We start from the raw sequence: 18,873 nt of genomic DNA, 5'->3' as shown, positions 1-18,873 counted from the left end.
CATCACGGTAGCGATCCGCCGTATGCCCCGTAAGGGGCCGGCCGGCCCGGTCGTTCACGGCGCCTCCAAGAACTCGTCGCCGGAGCCGGGCAGCGGATGATGTGGATCTTGGTACAGCAGGGCTACGCCGTCCGACCAGAACGTCTCCGTACGCCCCGCGTGCACCCCCTGCCTCAGCCGATGGATCTTCCGCGGCAGCTGGTCGGCCGTGCCGGCCTCGGTGACGGATCGGGCGGCGTTCCGGTGGAATTCCGTGCAGACCGCGGCCGGTTCGGCCACTCGGCGCCGCCACAGGGCCACTCCGAAACCCGAGTCGAGCACCCGCCCGAGACCGGTCGCCGCCTCCGCATGAGCCGGGTCGCCATGACGGCAGAGCACCGGGACCGTCTCGTACGCCAGTCCGCGCAGCTCCTCCACCACCGGTACGGGTACCCGCATTCCGTCCTCGCAATCGACGACGGCGGCCCGCATCGCGGCGGACACGGTCCGGTTCCAGCGCGCCTCGCGTTCGTCGATCCCGTCATCGGCCGGCAACCGGCCTCGGTCAGGGCAGCGGATGACCACGGGCCGCAGCACCCCGAGGGGCCGCCCGTCGGGCGGCACCCGCCATGCATCCACCTCCAGGTCCATCAGGCTCCGGTCGACGACGACCTGGAGCATGGCGGGGCTGTCGGGTTCGTCGCACCGCCGGAACGCCTCCGCCAGCGGGCCGGCGAGCCGGGCGGGGAGCGCGTCCAGTGCGGTGCCCCGGCTGTCCTCGGCGACGGGCAGGACGTCCCCGGCGTGCCGGCCGACGCCGATCCGCCAGTCGTAGCGGTCCGGTTCCCAGCCGCGCGGCTCCAGCTCCAGCAGGACGAACGGGACGCTGCGGGTCCGGGCGGATTCGAGCGTCGGCGCCGGGGTGCGCGCGTGTTCGCGGCCGGGGGCGTGCCGGTCGTTGTACCGGAGCCCGGCGAGCTCGTGCCGGAACTTGCGGGAGAGCCGCTCCTCCGCCATCCGCTTCACCCAGTCCCACAGGGACGCCTCGGCGTCCTGGGTGGACGGCAGGACATAGGGACGTTCGGCGGAGATGGCACTCATGCAGTAGCGCAGGACCAGTTCCAGCGCGCCGTCGCCGCCGGGGGCGTCGTACAGCGCCCCCAGGCCGTCGCGCCAGCCGCGCGGGGCGGCGTGGTGCTCGCTCGGGTGGGTGTCCGGCAGCCGGTCCAGGAGGCCGAGGAGACTGCGGGTGCTGAGCGGGGGCGGGAGTTCGGCGAGCCGGCCGAGCAGATCGACCCGTTGCTGGGGGCTGAGGGCGAGCCCGGCTCCGGCGCCCAGTTCACGCTGGACATCGGCCCAGGTCCGCTCCGTGCCGACGGAGCTGATGTGCCGGTCGGCGTGGTAGCGGTCGTGGGCGTGGAACACGGCCTGGTAGGGGTCGTCGGACTCGGCGGCCACCGCACCGGGCGGTACGGGCAGCGTACGCAACCGCTCGACGCCGATCGAGGTCCCGCCGGTCGCACCGTCGGAACGCGACTTGAGTACGCCGACGACCTCGCCACGGGCCAGGTCCACCACGGGTCCGCCGGACAGGCCGGGGTACATCCGGTCGCCGTCCAGCCGCATCTGTTCGTCGTCCTCGGCCCAGTCGCCGAAGGTGCCCATCACCTGGCACCGCCCGCTGAACCGGGTCAGCTGTCCCGACCCGCCGTCGGTCCAGCCGGCGTAGAGGACCGAGCCGCCGCCGAACATGCCCGCCGGACGCTCGGTGACGTACATACAGGGGTGCGCGACGGGCCGCAGCAGCCGGATGAGCGCGAGGTCGGGCGCGGGCCAGCCGCCCGCCCCGGACCCGCCGGGCCGGCTCTCGGGCAGGGCGGCGACCACGGTGCCCTCGACCGCGGTCTCGGCGCTGCCGGGGTCCGGCTTGAAGACCACGTTCACGTGACGCCCCTCCCCCTCCATCGCCACGTGCGCGCACGTGAGGACCCAGCTCGGGGCGATGAAGAAGCCGCTCCCCAGAAAGCCTCTGTCGGATCCGTCCGGGGCATACCCGGGCTCCGGCCGATGGATGCGTACGGTCGCCGCCATCACGAGGCCCACCAGCGCACGGTAGGCACCCTCCGAGCCGCCCCCTGCGCCCCTGCCCGGCGGCTGCGTCATGACCCGCTTCCGGCGCCGGCCCCGGCCCCGTCCGGACGCGCCGGTGCGCCGGTGGATGCCCCGGCGCCCGGATTCCCTGCGGACGCGCCGGGGTCCGGAGTCCCGACGGACGCGCCGGGGTCCGGAGTCCCGACGGACGGGCCGGGGTCCGGAGTCCCGACGGACGGGCCGCCCGGCGACGCCGGGGACGACGAGGGAGCCTGTGGTGCGGCCGGTGGCGTCGTGGGGGCGGGCGGGGCCACGGGCGGCGAGGCGGGCGGGGGCGGCATGTGCGGCGCGGGGTGCGGGGGCGTCGGCCCCGCCGGGTGCCCGGTGGCCCGCGCCCCGGAACCGCGATCCGGCGCTGTCCGTCCCGCCCCGCGCGCCTCGCTCTGCGCCGGTATCGACGGGTCGGCGGGCGGGCCCCCACCGTTCCACGTCAGGGTGACCTTGATGCCGCCCTTGGCCTCGCCGTCGGCGAGGAGGCCGACGACCTTGCCCGCCTTCGCGGTGAGCTCGATGCCGAATTCGACGCTGACCTCGTCGGGCCGCACCGCCCGCAGCGGCTCGGCGAGCGAGCGCGCGACGCTGGTCACGACGGCCTGCAGGCTCTCGACCCGGGCCTGCACCTGCTCGGCGAAGTCCCCGTACCCGATGTCCGTGAACGCCGGACCCCGGGCGGGCTTCGCCAGCTCCTCCGCCCCGGAGATCCGCGCCCAGACCGGCGTGCCGTCCGGCATCTCGATGCGTGTGATACGGGCCCCGCTGTCACTCATGAAACCCCCCAGTTCCCCCAACTACCCGCAGGTTAACGGCAGTACGCGGCCGATGCGAGACACATGGGCCATGACGCCGCCATCCCGCCGGCCGGTTCTCGGCCGGTCAGCGCATCCGTCGCGGACTGCGCCGGGGACGTACTTCCGGCCTTCGCGAGGCTGTCACCTGGCATCAGCGTCATCAGCAGCGGATTGATTGGGCTGGGATTCCTGGGCGTTGCTCGGAATTCTCCACGGTCTTTTCAAGCTCCTTCCGGTTGATACGTGACCTTTGTGGCTGGGGTGCGTTGTGTACGCGAGTCCGATGATCGGACAGCGGTCTTGACCAGTAAGGCGGGGTGATGTGGTGCGGCGGAAAGTCCAGCTGGGTGAGGGGGAGACGGAGCGGGTGGCGTGTGCGTCGGCGTCCGCGTTCCGTGGCCTGGACACCGTGACCGGCGAGGTGCTGGGTGCCGGGGTGCTGGCCGGGCGGGTGGGCTGGCTGACCGGTTCTGATCCGGTTCCGGCTGCCACCCACCATCGATGCCACGGCCGCACTCCACGCTCCGACCCTGCGCCTGCGCGACGGACGCCTATGCCCGGACGTCGCCCACACATCGGCCGCCCCCAAGACCCGGCGCGACGGTCACACGCGGGCCGTGGCCTTCGACTACGGGCTGAACACCCTCCTCACCGGCGGAACACTGGCCCTGTCCGGCGGTGTCCAGCCAGCCGTCCTCACCGACGGACAACCGGTGTTCCTCCGGGTGGACGGGGTGCTGGCCAAGGCCGACCGACTGCGCGTCCTGGCCGAGCATCTCTGGGCCAAGGCCGCCCACCTGCAGACCCTGGTCGACGGTCAGGCCGGTCAGGGCCAGCGCCCCGATCCGCTCACGGTGGTGAAACCGGCGGTCCTGCGGACCGAACATGCCCGCGTCAGCAGGCGCCGCACCCGGCTGAACGAGCAACTCGCCAAGGCAGCGGCCCGCTTCATGGTCGGGCATGCCCGCGTCGCACACGCGTCGGTGATCTACCTGGAAGACCTGCGGGACATGGAGGCCCGGGGCAAGGGCCGCACCCTCAACATCCGCCTTTCCAGCAGTGTGCGGGGTCAGATCGTCGCCCACACCCGCCACCAGGCTGCCAAGTACGGCAAGCGGGTGGTCATCGTCCCCGCCCGCGGCACCTCCAAGTACTGCCCCAGGTGTCTGACCGCCTTCCGGCACCGCAGCGCCCCGGACCGCACCACACCGGGCTGGAAGTGGGCGATCTGCCCCAACCAATCGTGCGGCTACAGCGCCGGCCGGGATATTGCCGCCTGGCAGAGGATCGGCGCCCGCGGCCTGCAACACCAGCACACAACCGTCCTGGACCGGAGCAGCGGCACGTACCTGATCCGCCGCACCGTCGAGGAGCTGGACCAGCCGGTCCGGCACACCACCCACCCCGGACCCACCACCCCAACCGACGGCCCCCAACACCTCAACGGCGTTGCGGACCGGACGAAGACGGGCCCGACGAGAAACCGCCCTGTGCCCAGGCAGCGACGCAGGGTCCCCGCCCCACCCACAACACCCGCAGCGCATACCCGTGCTACGGACCCGGGTGGAAAGCGTCCGGCGGGGCGGCCGCCCCAGTCACCGACCCACCGCACCCAACGGCGTGGAAGGCGACAGACACCGCACACAATGAGCACCCCCAACCGGCACCAACCGCACGGGGCAAGACTCGGCGCAGGCTTCCACCTGCACACCCACGCCACGCCCGTCACACGACGGAGGCAGCCAGGGCCACAGTCGAGATCACTTTTCCACCAGGACCAAGGCCGGGCCGTAAGCCCAGCCCCACCTAGGAAAACCTAAGCTCATCTGAGACGCTTTCCGCATGTACTTCACCGACCGCGGTATCGAGGAGCTGGAGAAGCGGCGAGGCGAGGAAGAAGTCACTTTCGAGTGGCTCGCCGAGCAGCTCCGTACGTTCGTCGATCTCAATCCCGACTTCGAGGTGCCTGTCGAGCGCCTCGCCACCTGGCTGGCCCGCCTCGACGATGAGGACGAGGACGAGTAGGGGCAGGAGGACGCCCGGTCAGACCAGCCCTACACCCTCGACCCCGTCGCCCGTCGGCCCTGAATCGGTCATACGCGAGGCCGAGCACTCCGTGCGCCACCAGCAGTATCCTCGCGGAGGCCCAGCCACCGCTGCGGCGCCCGATCCCCCATAGGGCGAGCGGCAATCCGGCCGCCACCTGGGCGCCACCTAGTGCACGGGCCCGGGCCGCGCATCCAGGGACCGAGACGGCTGTTCTCGACCGCGCCGAGTTCGACCCTCGTCGCCTCGCGCCAGCCGGTCCAGACGACCGGCTCCGCTTCGGGCCGTTCGTCGGCCGCTGCGTACAGCCGGTCGCCGGGCGTCTCCGGGTCCAGGCCGGGCGGGAGGGCCAGCCCGATGCGGGTGAGGACCGCGAGCAGCCCGCGCAGCCGTACGCGGGCATCGGCGTCCGGGTCGGGGCGGATCAGCTCGTCGAGCGCCTGGACGTCCAGTACGGGGTCGAGCCCCAGCCGCTCGGCGAACGCGCGCATGGCCTCTTCCTCACCGGCCGGGGTGCCGTCCGCGAGCCACACGTAGCCGACCGATCGGCGGAATCCGGACGCGAGCGTGCAACCGGTCCGGTCGCCGTCCCACCACAGGGCGAGGACGGGCCAGGTCGAGCCGACCGCGAGCGCAGCGGCCCAGCCGGCCACGACCCGGTCGACCGGCTCCGCGTCCGCACCCCCGGCGCCACCGTTCCGCCAGGGCTTTCCCTCGGGCACGAGCACGGACCATCCGTCTCCGGCGGGCGCGAGCAGCATCCGTTCGCGCAGCAGACGGGCCATCGGCCGTACGGTCTCGGGTTCGGCACGGCACAACAGCAGCGCCCCGGCGGGGCATGTCGCGTTCATGCCTCACACGCTAGGGTGATTTGTCCATGTCTAATGCATTCACCCCCCCCTGATCGGCAATGCCGCGCACGACTGATCGGCAATGCCGTCACGACACCCCTTGACTTCACAGATCCGCGATATATCGTGTTCTGCAAGAGACGCGATATGTTGTGTCATTCCGTGCTCCCCTGGAGGTCAGATCCATGCCTGTGTCGACATGGGCCATCGCCGAACCCCGGAAACTGACCTTCGACGATCCCGTGACGTCACTCAATGTGCGCATCGTCGGGGGCGCGGTCAATGTCGTCGGTACCGATGAACCGACCGCGCGGCTGGAGGTCTCCGCGATCGAGGGCCCGCCGCTGATCGTGACCCAGGAGGGCGGCACTCTCACGGTCGCGTACGAGGGCCTGCCCTGGAACGGCTTCCTCAAGTGGTTCGACCGCAAGGGCTGGCACCGCAGCGCCGTCGTCTCGCTCGCCGTGCCCGCCGGGTCGGCAGTGGAGGTCGGTGTGGTCGGCGCCGGGGCCGTCGTGTCCGGAATCCGCGGGCGTACGGACGTACGGGGCGTCAGCGGCGATTCCACGCTCGTCGGGCTCGCCGGTCCGGTCCGCGCCGAGACGGTCTCCGGCAGCGTAGAAGCCCAGGCCGTCACCGGTGAGCTGCGCTTCCAGACGGTCTCGGGCGATCTGACGGTCGTCGAGGGCGCCGGGGCCTCGGTGCGGGCGGAGTCAATCAGCGGGAACATGGTGCTGGATCTGAACCCGAGCGGGAAGCCCACGGACATCCGGCTGACCACGGTGTCCGGCGAGGTCGCCATCCGGCTGCCGCACCCGGCGGACGCGACGGTCGAGGCGAACACCACGAGCGGCGCCGTCTCCAACGGCTTCGAGGATCTGCGGGTCAGCGGCCAGTGGGGGGCGAAGAAGATCACCGGCACGCTGGGCGCCGGGACCGGGCAGCTGCGGGCGACGACCGTCTCGGGTTCGATCGCCCTGCTGCGCCGCCCACCGGCCGAGGACGACGCGTACGACGCCGAGCCGACCGGAAAGGTGCTCTGACATGGCCCCCGTATTCGCCCACGGCCGCCTCCGCCTCTATCTGCTGAAGCTGCTCGACGAGGCCCCTCGCCATGGCTACGAGGTGATCCGGCTCCTGGAGGAGCGTTTCCAGGGGCTGTACGCGCCTTCGGCGGGCACGGTCTATCCGCGGCTGGCCAAGCTGGAGGCCGAGGGCCTCGTCACCCATGTCACCGAGGGCGGTCGCAAGGTCTACTCGATCACCGACGCGGGCCGCGCCGAACTGGCGGGCCGCACGGGCGAGCTGGCCGATCTGGAGCTGGAGATCAGGGAGTCCGTCTCCGAACTGGCCACCGAGATCCGGGACGACGTCCGCGGCGCCGCCGGGAAGCTGCGCAGCGAGATGCGGGCCGCGGCGCACGAGACCCGGCAGACCTCCACCGGTTCCACCGGCGGCCGGGGCGACCGGGACTTCCCCTTCGGCGACTTCACGGACTTCGGCGACAAGGAGTCGTGGCGGGCCGCGAAGGAGGAGCTGCGCAAAGCCAAGCAGGAGTGGAAGGAGCAGGCCCGCCGGGCGAAGGACGAGTCCCGTCGCGCCCGCGAGGACGCCCAACAGGCCCGCCGTCAGGCCAAGGAGGCCCAGGAGAAGGCGCGCGAACAGATGCAGAACGCCGCCCGCCAGGTCCAGGAGCACTTCGCGCGGGGCGACTGGCCCTCGGGCGTACGGGAGGGGCTGGCCGAAATCACCGGCCAGCTGGGCAACTTCGCCAGGACGGGCAGTTGGCCCCCGTACATCAAGCCCGAGCCCGCCGACGCCGACCCGGAGTGGGGCAAGGACACCGCCCACACCGGCGACCCGGCCCGCGACCTGGACCGCCTGCTCGACCGCTTCCGCGACGACATTCGCGACGCGGCCCGGGACCGGGGCGTCACGGAGGAGCAGCTGACGGAGGCCCGCCGTCATCTGTCCACGGCGGCGGCCCACATCGGGGCACTGCTGAGGAAGGACGACGGCGGGGAGAGATGAACCGGGGCCCAGCCCCGGCCCACCGGCTCCCGACCCACCGCCTCCCGGCTCCCGGCTCCCGACTCCCGACTCACCGGCTTCCGGCTTCCGGCTCACCGGCTCCCGGCTTCCGGCTTCCGGCTTCCGGCTTCCGGCTTCCGGCTTCCGGCTTCCGGCTTCCGGCTTCCGGCCCTCAGACGCCGGACGGGCCGGCGTCACCCCCGCCCCCGCCCGCATCCCCGCCCCCGTACAGCGCGCGGTTCACCGACTCGTACGTCGCACCGTGGGCGGCGAGTACGTCGGCGACCGCACCGGGGCAGGCGGTGAGCGCCAGCAGCAGGTGCTCCTCGCCGATGAAGCGGTCGCCGCGCCCCACCGCGATCCGCAGTGTCTTCGCCAGGACATCCTTCGACCCGCGGGTGAACGGACGACGCCCCGACCCGCGCCGCCGGCCCCTGTCCAGCGCGCCTTCCCCGTGGACTTCCTCGACCCGGGCGACGATCTCGGCGACATCGATGCCGATGTCGGCGAGCGCGTCCGCATCGGCCCGGGTCAGCCCGCCGCGGCGGCGCGCGGTGACCAGCTCGGCCTCGACCGCCGCGCGGCGGTCGGCGAGGCCCAGCGAGGTGATGGCGAAGGAGGCCCGGCCGCTGTGCTGATCCAGCAGGGCGAGCAGCAGATGTTCCTCGGTGACCGATTCGGCGTCGGCCCGTTCGGCATGGGCCACGGCGCCGGTCACGGTCGTCCGGGCACTCTTGGTGAATCGTTCGAACATCAATGCCTCCCATGCTTCTTGTGCACGGCCTGTCGGCTGACGCCCAGTTCGGCGGCGATCTCCTGCCACGACCAGCCGTTCGCGCGGGCGCTTGCGACCTGTACGGCTTCGAGTTGCTCCAGCAGCCGCCGCAGCGCGGCGACCGCCCGCAGCCCCACCCGGGGGTCGCGGTCCCCGGCGCGCGCGGCGAGATCCGTTGCTTCGGTCATGATGTCAACTTACGTTGACATGACACCCTTGTCAACGATGGTTGACAAGGGTGTCGCGAGGACCGCTCAGCCGCGCGTCGCCTGCGTCACCGTGACCGTGACGCGAGCCCCTTCGCGGGCACGGACACTCACCTCTCCCCCATGCCTCCGGACCGTGGCACGGCCGTCCACCGAGACCCGCCACTCCCCGGGCGTCGGCGGCAGGGAGACCTCCGTGCTGCCGCGGCGGCCCGCCGTGTAGGAGAGCCGGTAGACGCCGGTGGTGTCGTCGTACGTGTCGGAGTGGACGGTTCCGGCGACGGCAGGTGCGTACGGTGTGGCGGTCCTCTCCTTGTTCTTCGCGAACGCACCGTCCTTGTCCAGCGCGCAGTAACCGCCGCCGTAGCACCACGCCCAGCCGGCCCAGCCCGAGGTGTAGCGGCTCAGGGAGGCCATCGCGTCCTGGTAGAAACGGCCCATCTGGGGAAGTGTGTTGTTCAATGGGCCCCACTCGCCGACGACAACCGGAATGTGCCGCTGCTCCGGGTACGTGGTGACGGCGGCCTCGTACGACTCGATCCAGCCCGCCGACGGGTCGTAGTCGGCGCCCGCCTCCATCGCGGTGTTGTAGAAGTGCGGTGCGTAGACGGTCCGGTGGTCCTTGATCACGCCCAGCCCGGTGGGGACACCCTCGCCGACGGCGGGGGTGGGTTCGACGAACAGCCAGGTGGAGCGGTCCACCGAACGAATTGCGCGGGCCAGCCTGTTGTACATCGGGGTGAGCTGGCGGGCCTCGATGCGCCGGGCAGCTGTCGGCAGGTCCTCCCCCTCCTGGAGCTCCCCCATCGGCTCGTTGATCAGGTCGTAGCCGAGGACGGCGGGGTGGTGCGCGTAGCGGTCGGCGACGACCTTCCACATCTGCGCCTGGGCGCGCTGAAGATCGGGGTCCTCGTAGAGATGGGTGAAGGCGCGTTGCACGGCGGGCTCGAAGTACTCGGAGAACCAGTCGTCGGGGTGCGGGGTGAAGGGCAGACCGTCGGTACGGGTCGCCCAGGCCGGGATGCCCCGACTGCCGAATGCCGGGCCGAAGACGTCCTGGTGGGCATCGAGCACCACCCGGATGTCGTACTTCCGCGCCCAGTCCAGGACCCGGTCGATCTTGCGCAGATACGCGGTGCTGTACTGGCCCCGGCGCGGCTCCAGGTCGTCCCAGAAGATGAGCAGCCGGGCGAAGTCGAAGCCCTTCGCGTGCAGATCGCGGAAGTGTGTCTCAGCGATGGCGGTCAGCGCCTGGTCACCGCTGTTCGCCTTGTCCGCGACGCTCCATCCGCGCAGGGTGAGGGTGCGGCCCTCGTCGTCGGTGAGGCGGGGGATGCCGGTCCGGTCCGGTGGTGCGGGCCGTGCGTCGGCGGCGGGGGCGAGGGCCCCCGCCGCGAGCACGGCCGAAGTGACGATCGAGGTGAGTACGCTGCCCATTCGCGTCCGCATTCGCATGGCGCAGATGAGAACAGCTCACCCCGAACACCTCAAGAGCAGGTGAGCACAATCTTTCCGAACTGGTCGCCCGCGTCCAGCCGTTCGAATCCCTCGCGGGCCCGGTCCAGGGGCAGCACCTCGTCGATGACGGGCCGTACGCCGGTCGTCGCGCAGAACGCCAGCAGGTCCTCCAGCTCGTCCTTGGAGCCCATGGTCGAGCCGACGACCTTCAGCTCCAGGAAGAAGATCCGGGTCAGCTCGGCGTGCGAGGGCCGGTCGCCGCTGGTCGCGCCGGAGATGACGAGCGTGCCGCCGGGGCGCAGCGACTTCACCGAGTGGGACCAGGTGGCGGCGCCGACCGTTTCGATGACCGCGTCGACGCGCTGCGGGAGCCGCGCGCCCGGCTCGTACGCCTCGATCGCACCGAGTTCGACGGCTCGCTTGCGCTTGGCCTCGTCGCGGCTGGTGGCGAAGATCCGCAGCCCGGCCGCCCGGCCGAGCACGATCGCGGCGGTGGCGACGCCGCCGCCCGCGCCCTGGACGAGGACCGAATCGCCCGGGCGCACGCCGGCGTTGGTGAAGAGCATCCGGTACGCGGTGAGCCAGGCGGTCGGCAGGCAGGCGGCCTGCTCGAAGGTGAGTTCCTTCGGCTTGGGCAGCACGTTCCAGCTGGGGACGGCGACCTGCTCGGCGAAGGTGCCCTGGTAGCGCTCGGTGAGGATGGACCGGGGTTCCTTCGGGCCGACGCCGTGCCCGGTCTGCCCGATGACGGAGTGCAGGACGACCTCGTTGCCGTCCTCGTCGATCCCGGCGGCGTCGCAGCCGAGAATCATCGGCAGTTTGTCCTCGGCGAGGCCGACGCCGCGCAGGGACCAGAGGTCGTGGTGGTTGAGTGAGGCGGCCCGGACGCTGATGGTGGTCCAGCCGGGGCGCGCCTCGGGGGCGGGGCGCTCACCCAGCTCAAGGCCGTTCAGGGGCTGGTCGCGGTCGATGCGGGATGCGTAGGCGGCGAACATGGCCTCGACGATAGGCCGGGGCGCGGACCGGCGTAACCGGCTACGGGTGTGACGCGCACCGCGAAAGAATCAGCCCCTCCGGCGTCGGAGGGGCTGAGGTCCGGGGCAGCACCCCCGGACAAGAAGAAACAGGGATACCGGGGGCAGCACCCCCGGACAGGAAGAAGCGGGAGCCCGGGGGCAGCACCCCGGACAAGGAAGGGGCGGGGAGAGCAACGGGCCCGCCGCAGACGCACCCGCGACCGGATCACCCACGGGCACACACCCCGCACCCGGGCATGCGCACCCCGCCCCGCCCCGGACCTCAGCGCCGGGCCACGCCCTCCGCCCGCGCCGCCGCGGCCACAGCGGCCGTCACCGCAGGAGCGACCCGCTCGTCGAACGGCGACGGAATCACGTAGTCCGCCGCGAGTTCGTCGCCCACGACATCCGCCAGCGCGTTCGCCGCGGCGATCTTCATGCCCTCGGTGATCCGGGAGGCCCGGACCTGAAGGGCGCCCGCGAAGATGCCGGGGAAGGCCAGCACGTTGTTGATCTGGTTCGGGTAGTCCGACCGCCCGGTCGCCACGACGGCCGCGTACTTGTGCGCGACGTCGGGGTGGATCTCGGGGTTCGGGTTGGCCATGGCGAAGACGAACGCGCCGGGCGCCATCGACGCGACGGCCGCCTCGGGCACCGTACCGCCGGAGACGCCGATGAAGACGTCGGCACCGGCCAGCGCGCTCTCCAGCGAACCGGAGATCCCGGCTCGGTTGGTGAGTTCGGCCAGCTCGCGCTTGACGTCCGTCAGGTCCTTGCGGTCCCGGCTGACGATGCCCTTGCGGTCGGCCACGGCGACATCGCCGAGCCCCGCCTCCAGCAGGAACTTGGCGATGGCGACCCCGGCCGCACCGGCGCCGGAGATCACGGCGCGCAGGTCGCCGAGGCTCCGGCCGGACAGCTTCGCGGCGTTACGCAGGGCCGCGAGCGTCACGACGGCGGTGCCGTGCTGGTCGTCGTGGAAGACCGGGATGTCGAGCCGTTCCTGGAGCTTGCGCTCGATCTCGAAGCAGCGCGGCGCCGAGATGTCCTCCAGGTTCACACCGCCGAAGGACGGCGCGAGCCGGACGACCGTCTCCACGATCTCGTCCGCGTCGGTGGTCGCGAGCGCGATCGGCACCGCGTCGACGCCGCCGAACTGCTTGAACAGGATCGCCTTGCCCTCCATCACCGGGAGGGACGCCTCGGGGCCGATGTCACCGAGGCCGAGCACCGCGGTGCCGTCCGTCACGACTGCGACGACCTGCGACTTCCAGGTGTAGTCGTGGACCAGCTCGGGATTCTCGGCGATGGCGCTGCACACCTTGGCGACGCCGGGCGTGTACGCGAGGGACAGGTCATCCTTGTCACGGACGGGCACGGTGGCTTGCACAGCCATCTTGCCGCCGCGGTGGAGCGCGAAGGCCGGGTCGAACGGCGCTTCGGTGGTGCCTTCTGTCGTGCTGTCAGTGGTGCTGTCGCTGCGAGGATTGACGATCTCCGCTGCCATGGTGTTGACCCCTTAAGTCTTCATCGTTTGAGGGTGGCCACTCCTGGTTGAGGAGGGGTGGGCGGGCACCGCGTACGTCCCCTGCGCCGGGCGGTCGGCCCGCCCCCGCAGGGGGAGATACGTACGCGCGGGCGCGCCGCACACGCGCCCTGAGCCCCGGATGAGGGGTGTAGAGGTCTTTCTTACCCGACGAACGTCATTACGGACGAGTTCAAATCGGCGCGGTGACGCGACTCATAGTCGAATACCTGGACAAGTCGACCAAGCGACGAAAAACGTCCGCCTGTCGAGACGCGCCGCAGATCCTCCAGCACAAAGTTGAAAATCCCGCAGATGGTCCGGCCCTGGTGTACCGGCCCCTGATGTCCGGGGATCGCCCGTTACCCGATTTTGACATGACCAGCCCCCTGAATGGCCCAGTCCGAATGGCAAGATGCCGTAATCGCACAGGGCGGCGGCATCCGACGTCGGGTTTCCGCACCGCCTCGCACCACCCTCATCCGCCGGAGGTACCCGATCATGACCGCAAGCACCACTCGTCGTACGGCCGCGAAGTCCCGGATTGCAGCGGTCGGCGCCATCGCGGTCGCCGGCACCATGCTGCTGACCGCCTGCGGCGACCAGACCAAGAGCGGGAACAACAGCTCCGAGTCGACGAAGGGCTCCGCAGCCGCCGATCTCCTGCCGCCGGAGATCAAGGCCAAGGGCGTCATCAAGGTCGGCTCCGACATCGCGTACCCGCCGGTCGAGTTCAAGGACAAGTCGGGCAAGACGGTCGGCATCGACCCCGATCTGGGTGCCGCGCTCGGCAAGGAGCTCGGCGTGACGTTCCAGTTCGAGAACGGCACGTTCGACACGCTGATCACCGGCCTGCGCTCCAAGCGCTACGACCTGGCGATGTCGGCGATGACCGACACCAAGGACCGCCAGGAGGGCGTCGACTCCGACACCAAGAAGAAGGTCGGCGAGGGGGTCGACTTCGTCGACTACTTCACCGCCGGTGTCTCGATCTACACCAAGAAGGGGGACGACCAGGGGATCAAGACCTGGGCCGACCTCTGCGGCAAGAAGATCGCCGTCCAGCGGAACACCGTCTCGCACGACCTGGCCAAGGCCGAGTCCAAGAAGTGCGCCGGCGGCAAGACAATCGCCATGGAGACGTTCGACAACGACCTGGAGGCCCAGACCCGGCTGCGCTCCGGCGGGGCCGACGCCGGCTCGTCCGACTTCCCGGTGGCCGCGTACGCGGTGAAGACCTCGGGCGGCGGCAAGGACTTCCAGATCGTCGGCGAGCAGGTCCAGGCCGCCCCGTACGGCATCGCCGTCGCCAAGGGCAACGACCAGCTGACCAAGGCCATCCAGGCGGCCCTGGACGCACTCATCAAGAGCGGCGAGTACGGGAAGATCATCGCCAAGTGGGGCGTGGAGGCCGGCGCCGTCACCGAGGCCAAGCTGAACGGCGGATCCTGACCGGACTCCGGCGCGGAAAGGCTTTTCCTGTGACTGACATAGAGAAGACGGGTACGGCCGACCGGCCGCCCATCCCCCCCACGCCGTCGACCGGTCCGGAGGCGATCAAGGCCATTCCGGTCCGGCACTACGGCCGGTACGTCTCGGCCGTCGTCGCCATCGCCGCACTCGTCGCGATCATCTACGCGTTCAGCCAGGGCAGGATCAACTGGGGTGCGGTCCCCGATTACTTCTTCGACGACCGCATCATCAAGGGCGTCGGCCAGACCCTGCTGCTGACCGCCCTGTCGATGGTGATCGGCATCGTCGGCGGCGTCCTGCTGGCCGTCATGCGGCTGTCGAAGAACCCGGTGACCTCGTCGATCGCCTGGTTCTACATCTGGTTCTTCCGCGGCACCCCGGTCCTGGTCCAGCTGTTCGTCTGGTTCAACCTGGGGCTGGTCTTCACCACCATCAACCTCGGACCGATCTACAAGGACTACTGGTCGAGCTTCATGACGCCGCTGCTGACGGCGCTGCTCGGCCTGGGCCTCAACGAGGCCGCCTACATGGCGGAGATCTGCCGTGCGGGGCTGCTCTCGGTCGACGAGGGCCAGACGGAGGCGTCGCACGCCCTGGGCATGAGCCACGGCAAGACGCTGCGGCGCGTGGTGATCCCGCAGGCGATGCGGGTGATCGTGCCGCCGACGGGCAACGAAGTCATCAACATGCTCAAGACGACGTCGCTGGTGGCGGCCGTGCAGTTCTACGAACTGTTCAAGTACGCCCAGGACATCGGGCAATCGTCCGGAGCCCCGGTCGAGATGTACTTCCTGGCCGCGGCCTGGTACTTGATCATGACCTCGGTGCTGAGCATCGGCCAGTTCTACCTGGAGCGGTACTACGCACGCGGGTCGAGCCGCAGTCTGCCGCCCACTCCGCTGCAGAAGGTCAAGGCCAATCTGCTTACCCTGGGCCGCCCGAAGGGAGGCATGGCATGACCGCCATGGTGAAGGCCGAGGGCGTCCACAAGTCCTTCGGCGCCGCGCACATCCTCAAGGGCATCGACCTGGAGGTCGCTCCGCGCGAGGTCTTCTGTCTGATCGGCCCGTCCGGCTCCGGCAAGTCGACCTTCCTGCGGTGCATCAACCACCTGGAGCAGATCAACGCCGGCCGGCTGTACGTCGACGGCGAGCTGGTGGGTTACCGCCAGAAGGGCGACAAGCTCTACGAGCTCAAGGACAGCGAAGTCGCCCTGAAGCGCCAGGACATCGGCATGGTCTTCCAGCGTTTCAACCTCTTCCCCCACATGACGGCGATCGAGAACGTCATGGAGGCCCCGGTCCAGGTCAAGCGCGAGCCGAAAGCCGTGGCGAGGGCCCGGGCCGAACGGCTGCTGGACCGGGTGGGACTGGCCGACAAGGCGAAGAACTACCCCTCCCAGCTCTCCGGCGGCCAGCAGCAGCGGGTGGCCATCGCCCGCGCCCTGGCCATGGAGCCGAAGCTGATGCTCTTCGACGAGCCGACGTCGGCGCTCGACCCGGAGCTGGTGGGCGACGTACTGGACGTCATGCGCGGTCTCGCGGAGGACGGCATGACGATGGTCGTCGTGACCCATGAGATGGGCTTCGCCCGTGAGGTCGGCGATGCGCTGGTCTTCATGGACGACGGTGTGGTGGTCGAGTCGGGCCACCCGCGCGACGTACTGACGAACCCGCAGCACGACCGGACGAAGTCGTTCCTGTCGAAGGTGCTGTAAGCGGTGCTGTAAGAGCACGGGAGGAGGGCGATACGGACCCGGCGTCCGTACCGCCCTCCTCCCATGTCCCCTACTTCTTCTACTTCTTCTACTTCTCCTGCTTCTCCTGCTTCTTCGGCAGCAGCTCCGGGCTGAGCAGCAGCGTCCGCAGCTGGGCACGGGTCAGCGGCGGCGTCTTCAGGAGCGGGCCCTGCGCCCGCTCGCCCTTGAAGCCGGTGCTGTCACGGACGGCCAGCACCCCGCCGTCCTTCAGGGTGAGCCGGCCGGCCAGCTCCCTCCCCCACTGCGGGTTGGCCCCGTAGTTCATCGGGTCGCTCCAGGTCGTCAGCGTCCGCCCGTCCGGCAGCTCCTCGTTCACGCAGTCCGCCAGGCCCGGCTGCCCCTGAGCGGGTTTGCACGGCAACCGCCCCGCACCGCCCTCCCTGCGCGTCCCGTCGCTACTTCACGGCGAGCACCAGGGTGTCCGACGGCGACGCCCAGACGGCGCGCGCCTCGCCGAACCCCGCCTCGCGCAGGGTGTCGACGTGCCACCGCACGGACGGCATGTCGCCGTCCGCGTGCTCGCCGTAGATCGTGTACCGCTCGGCGGTCGGCCCGGCGAGGACCGGGGCCTTCGCGGCGAGGGCCCACCAGTCCGTCCAGTCGAGAGCGCCCGCGGCCCTGGCACGGTCCATGGCCGCGTGCCGGTGGGCGCGCTCGGCCGCGTTGATACGGGGCGTCTCGGTGTCGATCACGTGGTCGGCGTTCATGAACACGCCGCCGTCCCTGACGAGTCCGCCGATGCGCCGGTAGAGCGCGGTCAGCGGTTCGGTGTGCAGCCAGTGCAGCGCGGTGGCGGTGAGGACCGCGTCGTACGACTCGTACGGCAACTGCCCTGCCCAGTCGGGGTCCTTGAGGTCGGCGGTGACGAAGGTGACGCGCTCGTCGCCGTCGAAGTGGCCGCGGGCGATGGCGAGCAGCGCCGGGTCGAGGTCGACGCCCGTGCTGGTGGCCTCGGGGAACCGCTTGAGGAGCCGGTCCGTAATACTTCCCGTACCGCAGGCGAGATCGAGCACCCTCGGCCGGGGGCCCACCACGGCCTCGACCATGTCCAGCATCACCCGGAACCGTTCCTCACGGTCGGGCATGTACCACTCCTGCTGGCGGTCCCAGCTCTCCTGCCAGGCCGCCCAGTCGGTGCCTGTCGATGTCTCCGCCACGAGGAACCTCCCATGTAATACCCTGAAAAGGGAAAAGCCCATTACATCGTTCGCTGCATCACTTTAGACCGACGCCGTAAGGACTACAAGTGGAACTTGCCTATTACTCGGACTACGCCGTGCGTCTGGTCAACACCGAGGAGCCGACCCGCAACAAGGACTCCCTCACCTCCGTCGAGGCGGTACGTGAGCTGTTCGGCCTCAACCAACAGGCGGCCCGGCGGGCGACCGACGCGGACGTGACCCGCTTCCGGTCCGTACGGGCACGGCTGCGCGCGGTCTTCGAAGCGGCCGACGGCGGTGACGAGACGCTCGCCGTCGACCTGCTCAACTCGCTGCTGCTGGAGTTCCCGGTCAGCCCGCAGATCTCCGGGCACGACTTCCGCGACGAGGACGGCAAGCCGGACTGGCACATGCACCTGGCCGACCACCCGTCGAACGCGACGGCCGGGTACGCCGCCATCGCGGCGATGGGCCTCGCCTTCCACCTCACCTCGTACGGGGTGGACCGGCTCGGCCTGTGCGAGGCGGCGCCGTGCCGTAACGCCTATCTCGACACCTCGACCAATCGCTCCCGCCGCTACTGCTCGGACCGATGCGCGACCCGCGCCAACGTGGCCGCCTACCGGGCCCGCAAGCGCCTGGAGACGGAACGCGCCGCCGTCACCGGCCGCAGCGCGGAGACCGCCCAGGTCACCACACCCCACACCGACCGCTGATCCTTCTTCAGCGGCCGGTAGCGTGCCCGGACCCTGGCCAGTACGAGCTCCTCCGGCACCGTCCCGTAATCCGTACTGTCGCCGCCGGCGAAGATGTTGTCGGCCAGCACCCACCAGCCGCCCCGGCGGCGTTCGGCGGCCCGCTTGACGACCAGCAGATCCTGCTGGAACGGATGGCGCAGAATCACCACGTCCCCGGGGCGCACCGTCGCCCCGTACTGCACGAGCAGCCAGTCCCCGTGATGGAGCGTGGGCACCATCGACGGCCCCGTCACCTCCACCACCTGGAACCGCACGCGCCCGGCCAGCTCTCGCCCCCGCTGCTCCTGCGTCAGCTCAGGCACCTCCGGCACCTCCCGCATCTCTCCGGCACCTCCCCGGTCCGGTCCAGTACACCGTCCCGTACAGCGTTCCGTACATTCGGCCACCGGCCCCATCCTCACCCTGGACTTTTGGCCTAAGCCCATGGGGGCAGCCGCTAAAACCCGTCACTCACGGAGTAATGTCCCACCTGAGAAGACGATCACGAGGAAGGACAGCTCAATGCTTTCCCGCCTGTTTGCCCCCAAGGTGAAGGTCAGCGCCCACTGCGACCTGCCCTGCGGCGTGTACGACCCGGCCCAGGCCCGCATCGAGGCGGAGTCCGTCAAGGCCGTCCAGGAGAAGTACCAGGCCAACGAGGACCCGCACTTCCGGGCCCGCGCAGTGGTCATCAAGGAGCAGCGCGCCGAGCTCGCCAAGCACCACGTCTCGGTGCTGTGGAGCGACTACTTCAAGCCCCCGCACTTCGAGAAGTACCCGGAGCTGCACCAGCTGGTCAACGACGCCCTGAAGGCGCTGTCGGCCGCGAAGGCCTCCACGGACCCGGCGACGGGCCAGAAGGCGCTGGACTACATCGCCCAGATCGACAAGATCTTCTGGGAGACCAAGAAGGCTTGA

At 70.4% G+C, this 18,873-nt stretch carries 19 protein-coding genes and 1 pseudogene; 9 read left to right on the top strand and 11 right to left on the bottom strand.

Annotated features, from left to right (window positions below):
* Positions 1–54: 54 nt before the first annotated feature.
* Both OG306_RS26110 and OG306_RS26105 read right to left on the bottom strand, forming a co-directional pair.
* Positions 55–2,142, bottom strand: a complete 2,088-nt coding sequence (locus tag OG306_RS26110) for a trypsin-like peptidase domain-containing protein (RefSeq protein ID WP_266748502.1) — start codon at positions 2,140–2,142, stop codon at positions 55–57.
* Positions 2,139–2,897, bottom strand: coding sequence for a CU044_2847 family protein (locus OG306_RS26105; protein WP_266905466.1), 759 nt, complete (start codon positions 2,895–2,897; stop codon positions 2,139–2,141). The genes OG306_RS26110 and OG306_RS26105 overlap by 4 nt, the downstream gene beginning before the upstream one ends.
* Positions 2,898–3,535: 638 nt before the next feature.
* On the opposite strand from OG306_RS26105, the gene OG306_RS26100 reads away from it, so the two are divergent.
* Positions 3,536–4,738 carry a zinc ribbon domain-containing protein gene (locus OG306_RS26100; RefSeq protein WP_266748500.1) on the top strand — a complete coding sequence of 401 codons (1,203 nt, stop codon included), beginning with the start codon at positions 3,536–3,538 and terminating at the stop codon, positions 4,736–4,738.
* A gap of 22 nt (positions 4,739–4,760) precedes the next feature.
* Positions 4,761–4,943 (top strand): DUF6104 family protein, encoded by a 183-nt coding sequence (locus tag OG306_RS26095; RefSeq protein WP_003961784.1) that lies wholly within the window; start codon positions 4,761–4,763, stop codon positions 4,941–4,943.
* A 55-nt stretch (positions 4,944–4,998) separates the two neighbouring features.
* On the opposite strand, the pseudogene OG306_RS26090 reads toward OG306_RS26095, so the two are convergent.
* Positions 4,999–5,815: pseudogene (locus OG306_RS26090) on the bottom strand (hypothetical protein); the annotation flags it as partial.
* A gap of 185 nt (positions 5,816–6,000) precedes the next feature.
* Here OG306_RS26090 and OG306_RS26085 point away from each other — a divergent pair.
* Complete coding sequence (locus OG306_RS26085) at positions 6,001–6,858, top strand: DUF4097 family beta strand repeat-containing protein (protein WP_266748499.1); 858 nt, start codon at positions 6,001–6,003, stop codon at positions 6,856–6,858.
* Position 6,859: 1 nt separating this feature from the next.
* A complete protein-coding gene (locus OG306_RS26080; RefSeq protein ID WP_266905468.1) occupies positions 6,860–7,846 on the top strand; it encodes a PadR family transcriptional regulator in 987 nt (328 codons plus the stop codon).
* Positions 7,847–8,018: 172 nt separating this feature from the next.
* On the opposite strand, the gene OG306_RS26075 is transcribed toward OG306_RS26080, so the two are convergent.
* The 5 genes from OG306_RS26075 to OG306_RS26055 all read right to left on the bottom strand — a co-directional run bounded on the left by OG306_RS26075 (position 8,019) and on the right by OG306_RS26055 (position 12,808).
* The gene (locus tag OG306_RS26075; protein ID WP_266905470.1) at positions 8,019–8,600 is read right to left on the bottom strand and encodes a Clp protease N-terminal domain-containing protein; all 582 of its coding nucleotides are present in this window, start codon (positions 8,598–8,600) and stop codon (positions 8,019–8,021) included.
* Positions 8,600–8,809 carry a helix-turn-helix domain-containing protein gene (locus OG306_RS26070; protein ID WP_266748496.1) on the bottom strand — a complete coding sequence of 70 codons (210 nt, stop codon included), beginning with the start codon at positions 8,807–8,809 and terminating at the stop codon, positions 8,600–8,602. The genes OG306_RS26075 and OG306_RS26070 overlap by 1 nt, the downstream gene beginning before the upstream one ends.
* 66 nt (positions 8,810–8,875) lie before the next feature.
* Positions 8,876–10,264: a cellulase family glycosylhydrolase gene (locus OG306_RS26065; RefSeq protein WP_371665653.1), complete on the bottom strand. Its 1,389-nt coding sequence runs from the start codon at positions 10,262–10,264 to the stop codon at positions 8,876–8,878.
* Positions 10,265–10,314: 50 nt separating this feature from the next.
* A complete protein-coding gene (locus OG306_RS26060; protein WP_266748494.1) occupies positions 10,315–11,280 on the bottom strand; it encodes a zinc-binding dehydrogenase in 966 nt (321 codons plus the stop codon).
* A gap of 304 nt (positions 11,281–11,584) precedes the next feature.
* Positions 11,585–12,808 carry an NAD(P)-dependent malic enzyme gene (locus OG306_RS26055; RefSeq protein ID WP_266748493.1) on the bottom strand — a complete coding sequence of 408 codons (1,224 nt, stop codon included), beginning with the start codon at positions 12,806–12,808 and terminating at the stop codon, positions 11,585–11,587.
* A 519-nt stretch (positions 12,809–13,327) separates the two neighbouring features.
* On the opposite strand from OG306_RS26055, the gene OG306_RS26050 reads away from it, so the two are divergent.
* Genes OG306_RS26050 through OG306_RS26040 form a run of 3 tightly spaced genes read left to right on the top strand, consistent with a single transcriptional unit; the run spans position 13,328 to position 16,016 of the window.
* On the top strand, positions 13,328–14,278 hold the full coding sequence (locus OG306_RS26050) for an ABC transporter substrate-binding protein (protein ID WP_266748492.1): 951 nt from the start codon (positions 13,328–13,330) through the stop codon (positions 14,276–14,278).
* Positions 14,279–14,307: 29 nt separating this feature from the next.
* Positions 14,308–15,258, top strand: coding sequence for an amino acid ABC transporter permease (locus tag OG306_RS26045; RefSeq protein ID WP_266748491.1), 951 nt, complete (start codon positions 14,308–14,310; stop codon positions 15,256–15,258).
* Positions 15,255–16,016, top strand: coding sequence for an amino acid ABC transporter ATP-binding protein (locus OG306_RS26040; protein ID WP_323183937.1), 762 nt, complete (start codon positions 15,255–15,257; stop codon positions 16,014–16,016). Before OG306_RS26045 ends, OG306_RS26040 begins: the two co-directional genes overlap by 4 nt.
* Before the next feature lie 88 nt (positions 16,017–16,104).
* Here the strand turns inward: OG306_RS26040 and OG306_RS26035 are convergent, their stop codons facing one another.
* Both OG306_RS26035 and OG306_RS26030 read right to left on the bottom strand, forming a co-directional pair.
* On the bottom strand, positions 16,105–16,374 hold the full coding sequence (locus tag OG306_RS26035) for a hypothetical protein (RefSeq protein ID WP_323183935.1): 270 nt from the start codon (positions 16,372–16,374) through the stop codon (positions 16,105–16,107).
* A 79-nt stretch (positions 16,375–16,453) separates the two neighbouring features.
* Entirely contained in the window at positions 16,454–17,257 is an 804-nt protein-coding gene (locus OG306_RS26030) for a class I SAM-dependent methyltransferase (RefSeq protein WP_371665652.1), read from the bottom strand.
* A gap of 47 nt (positions 17,258–17,304) precedes the next feature.
* Between OG306_RS26030 and OG306_RS26025 the strand changes: the two genes are divergently transcribed.
* A complete protein-coding gene (locus tag OG306_RS26025) occupies positions 17,305–17,934 on the top strand; it encodes a CGNR zinc finger domain-containing protein (RefSeq protein WP_266748489.1) in 630 nt (209 codons plus the stop codon).
* Here the strand turns inward: OG306_RS26025 and sodX are convergent.
* Positions 17,838–18,296: a nickel-type superoxide dismutase maturation protease gene (gene sodX / locus OG306_RS26020; protein WP_266748488.1), complete on the bottom strand. Its 459-nt coding sequence runs from the start codon at positions 18,294–18,296 to the stop codon at positions 17,838–17,840. The genes OG306_RS26025 and sodX overlap by 97 nt on opposite strands.
* Positions 18,297–18,477: 181 nt before the next feature.
* Between sodX and sodN the strand changes: the two genes are divergently transcribed.
* Positions 18,478–18,873 (top strand): superoxide dismutase, Ni, encoded by a 396-nt coding sequence (gene sodN / locus OG306_RS26015; protein WP_093899557.1) that lies wholly within the window; start codon positions 18,478–18,480, stop codon positions 18,871–18,873.

It is taken from the genome of Streptomyces sp. NBC_01241 (assembly GCF_041435435.1).
In the GTDB taxonomy this organism is placed as follows: Bacteria; Actinomycetota; Actinomycetes; order Streptomycetales; family Streptomycetaceae; genus Streptomyces.
Note: the sequence above shows the minus strand (reverse complement) of the source record. Positions and strands in the feature narration are given on the sequence as shown.

What these genes read in the sequence shown, in the direction of transcription:
- OG306_RS26075 (WP_266905470.1), bottom strand. Translation starts at nt 8,600, where the DNA reads ATGTTCGAACGATTCACCAAGAGTGCCCGGACGACCGTGACCGGCGCC.
- OG306_RS26050 (WP_266748492.1), top strand. Translation starts at nt 13,328, where the DNA reads ATGACCGCAAGCACCACTCGTCGTACGGCCGCGAAGTCCCGGATTGCA.
- OG306_RS26055 (WP_266748493.1), bottom strand. Translation starts at nt 12,808, where the DNA reads ATGGCAGCGGAGATCGTCAATCCTCGCAGCGACAGCACCACTGACAGC.
- sodN (WP_093899557.1), top strand. Translation starts at nt 18,478, where the DNA reads ATGCTTTCCCGCCTGTTTGCCCCCAAGGTGAAGGTCAGCGCCCACTGC.
- OG306_RS26070 (WP_266748496.1), bottom strand. Translation starts at nt 8,809, where the DNA reads ATGACCGAAGCAACGGATCTCGCCGCGCGCGCCGGGGACCGCGACCCC.
- OG306_RS26105 (WP_266905466.1), bottom strand. Translation starts at nt 2,897, where the DNA reads ATGAGTGACAGCGGGGCCCGTATCACACGCATCGAGATGCCGGACGGC.
- OG306_RS26040 (WP_323183937.1), top strand. Translation starts at nt 15,255, where the DNA reads ATGACCGCCATGGTGAAGGCCGAGGGCGTCCACAAGTCCTTCGGCGCC.
- OG306_RS26110 (WP_266748502.1), bottom strand. Translation starts at nt 2,142, where the DNA reads ATGACGCAGCCGCCGGGCAGGGGCGCAGGGGGCGGCTCGGAGGGTGCC.
- OG306_RS26060 (WP_266748494.1), bottom strand. Translation starts at nt 11,280, where the DNA reads ATGTTCGCCGCCTACGCATCCCGCATCGACCGCGACCAGCCCCTGAAC.
- OG306_RS26095 (WP_003961784.1), top strand. Translation starts at nt 4,761, where the DNA reads ATGTACTTCACCGACCGCGGTATCGAGGAGCTGGAGAAGCGGCGAGGC.
- OG306_RS26085 (WP_266748499.1), top strand. Translation starts at nt 6,001, where the DNA reads ATGCCTGTGTCGACATGGGCCATCGCCGAACCCCGGAAACTGACCTTC.
- OG306_RS26065 (WP_371665653.1), bottom strand. Translation starts at nt 10,264, where the DNA reads ATGGGCAGCGTACTCACCTCGATCGTCACTTCGGCCGTGCTCGCGGCG.
- OG306_RS26080 (WP_266905468.1), top strand. Translation starts at nt 6,860, where the DNA reads ATGGCCCCCGTATTCGCCCACGGCCGCCTCCGCCTCTATCTGCTGAAG.
- sodX (WP_266748488.1), bottom strand. Translation starts at nt 18,296, where the DNA reads ATGCGGGAGGTGCCGGAGGTGCCTGAGCTGACGCAGGAGCAGCGGGGG.
- OG306_RS26030 (WP_371665652.1), bottom strand. Translation starts at nt 17,257, where the DNA reads ATGGGCTTTTCCCTTTTCAGGGTATTACATGGGAGGTTCCTCGTGGCG.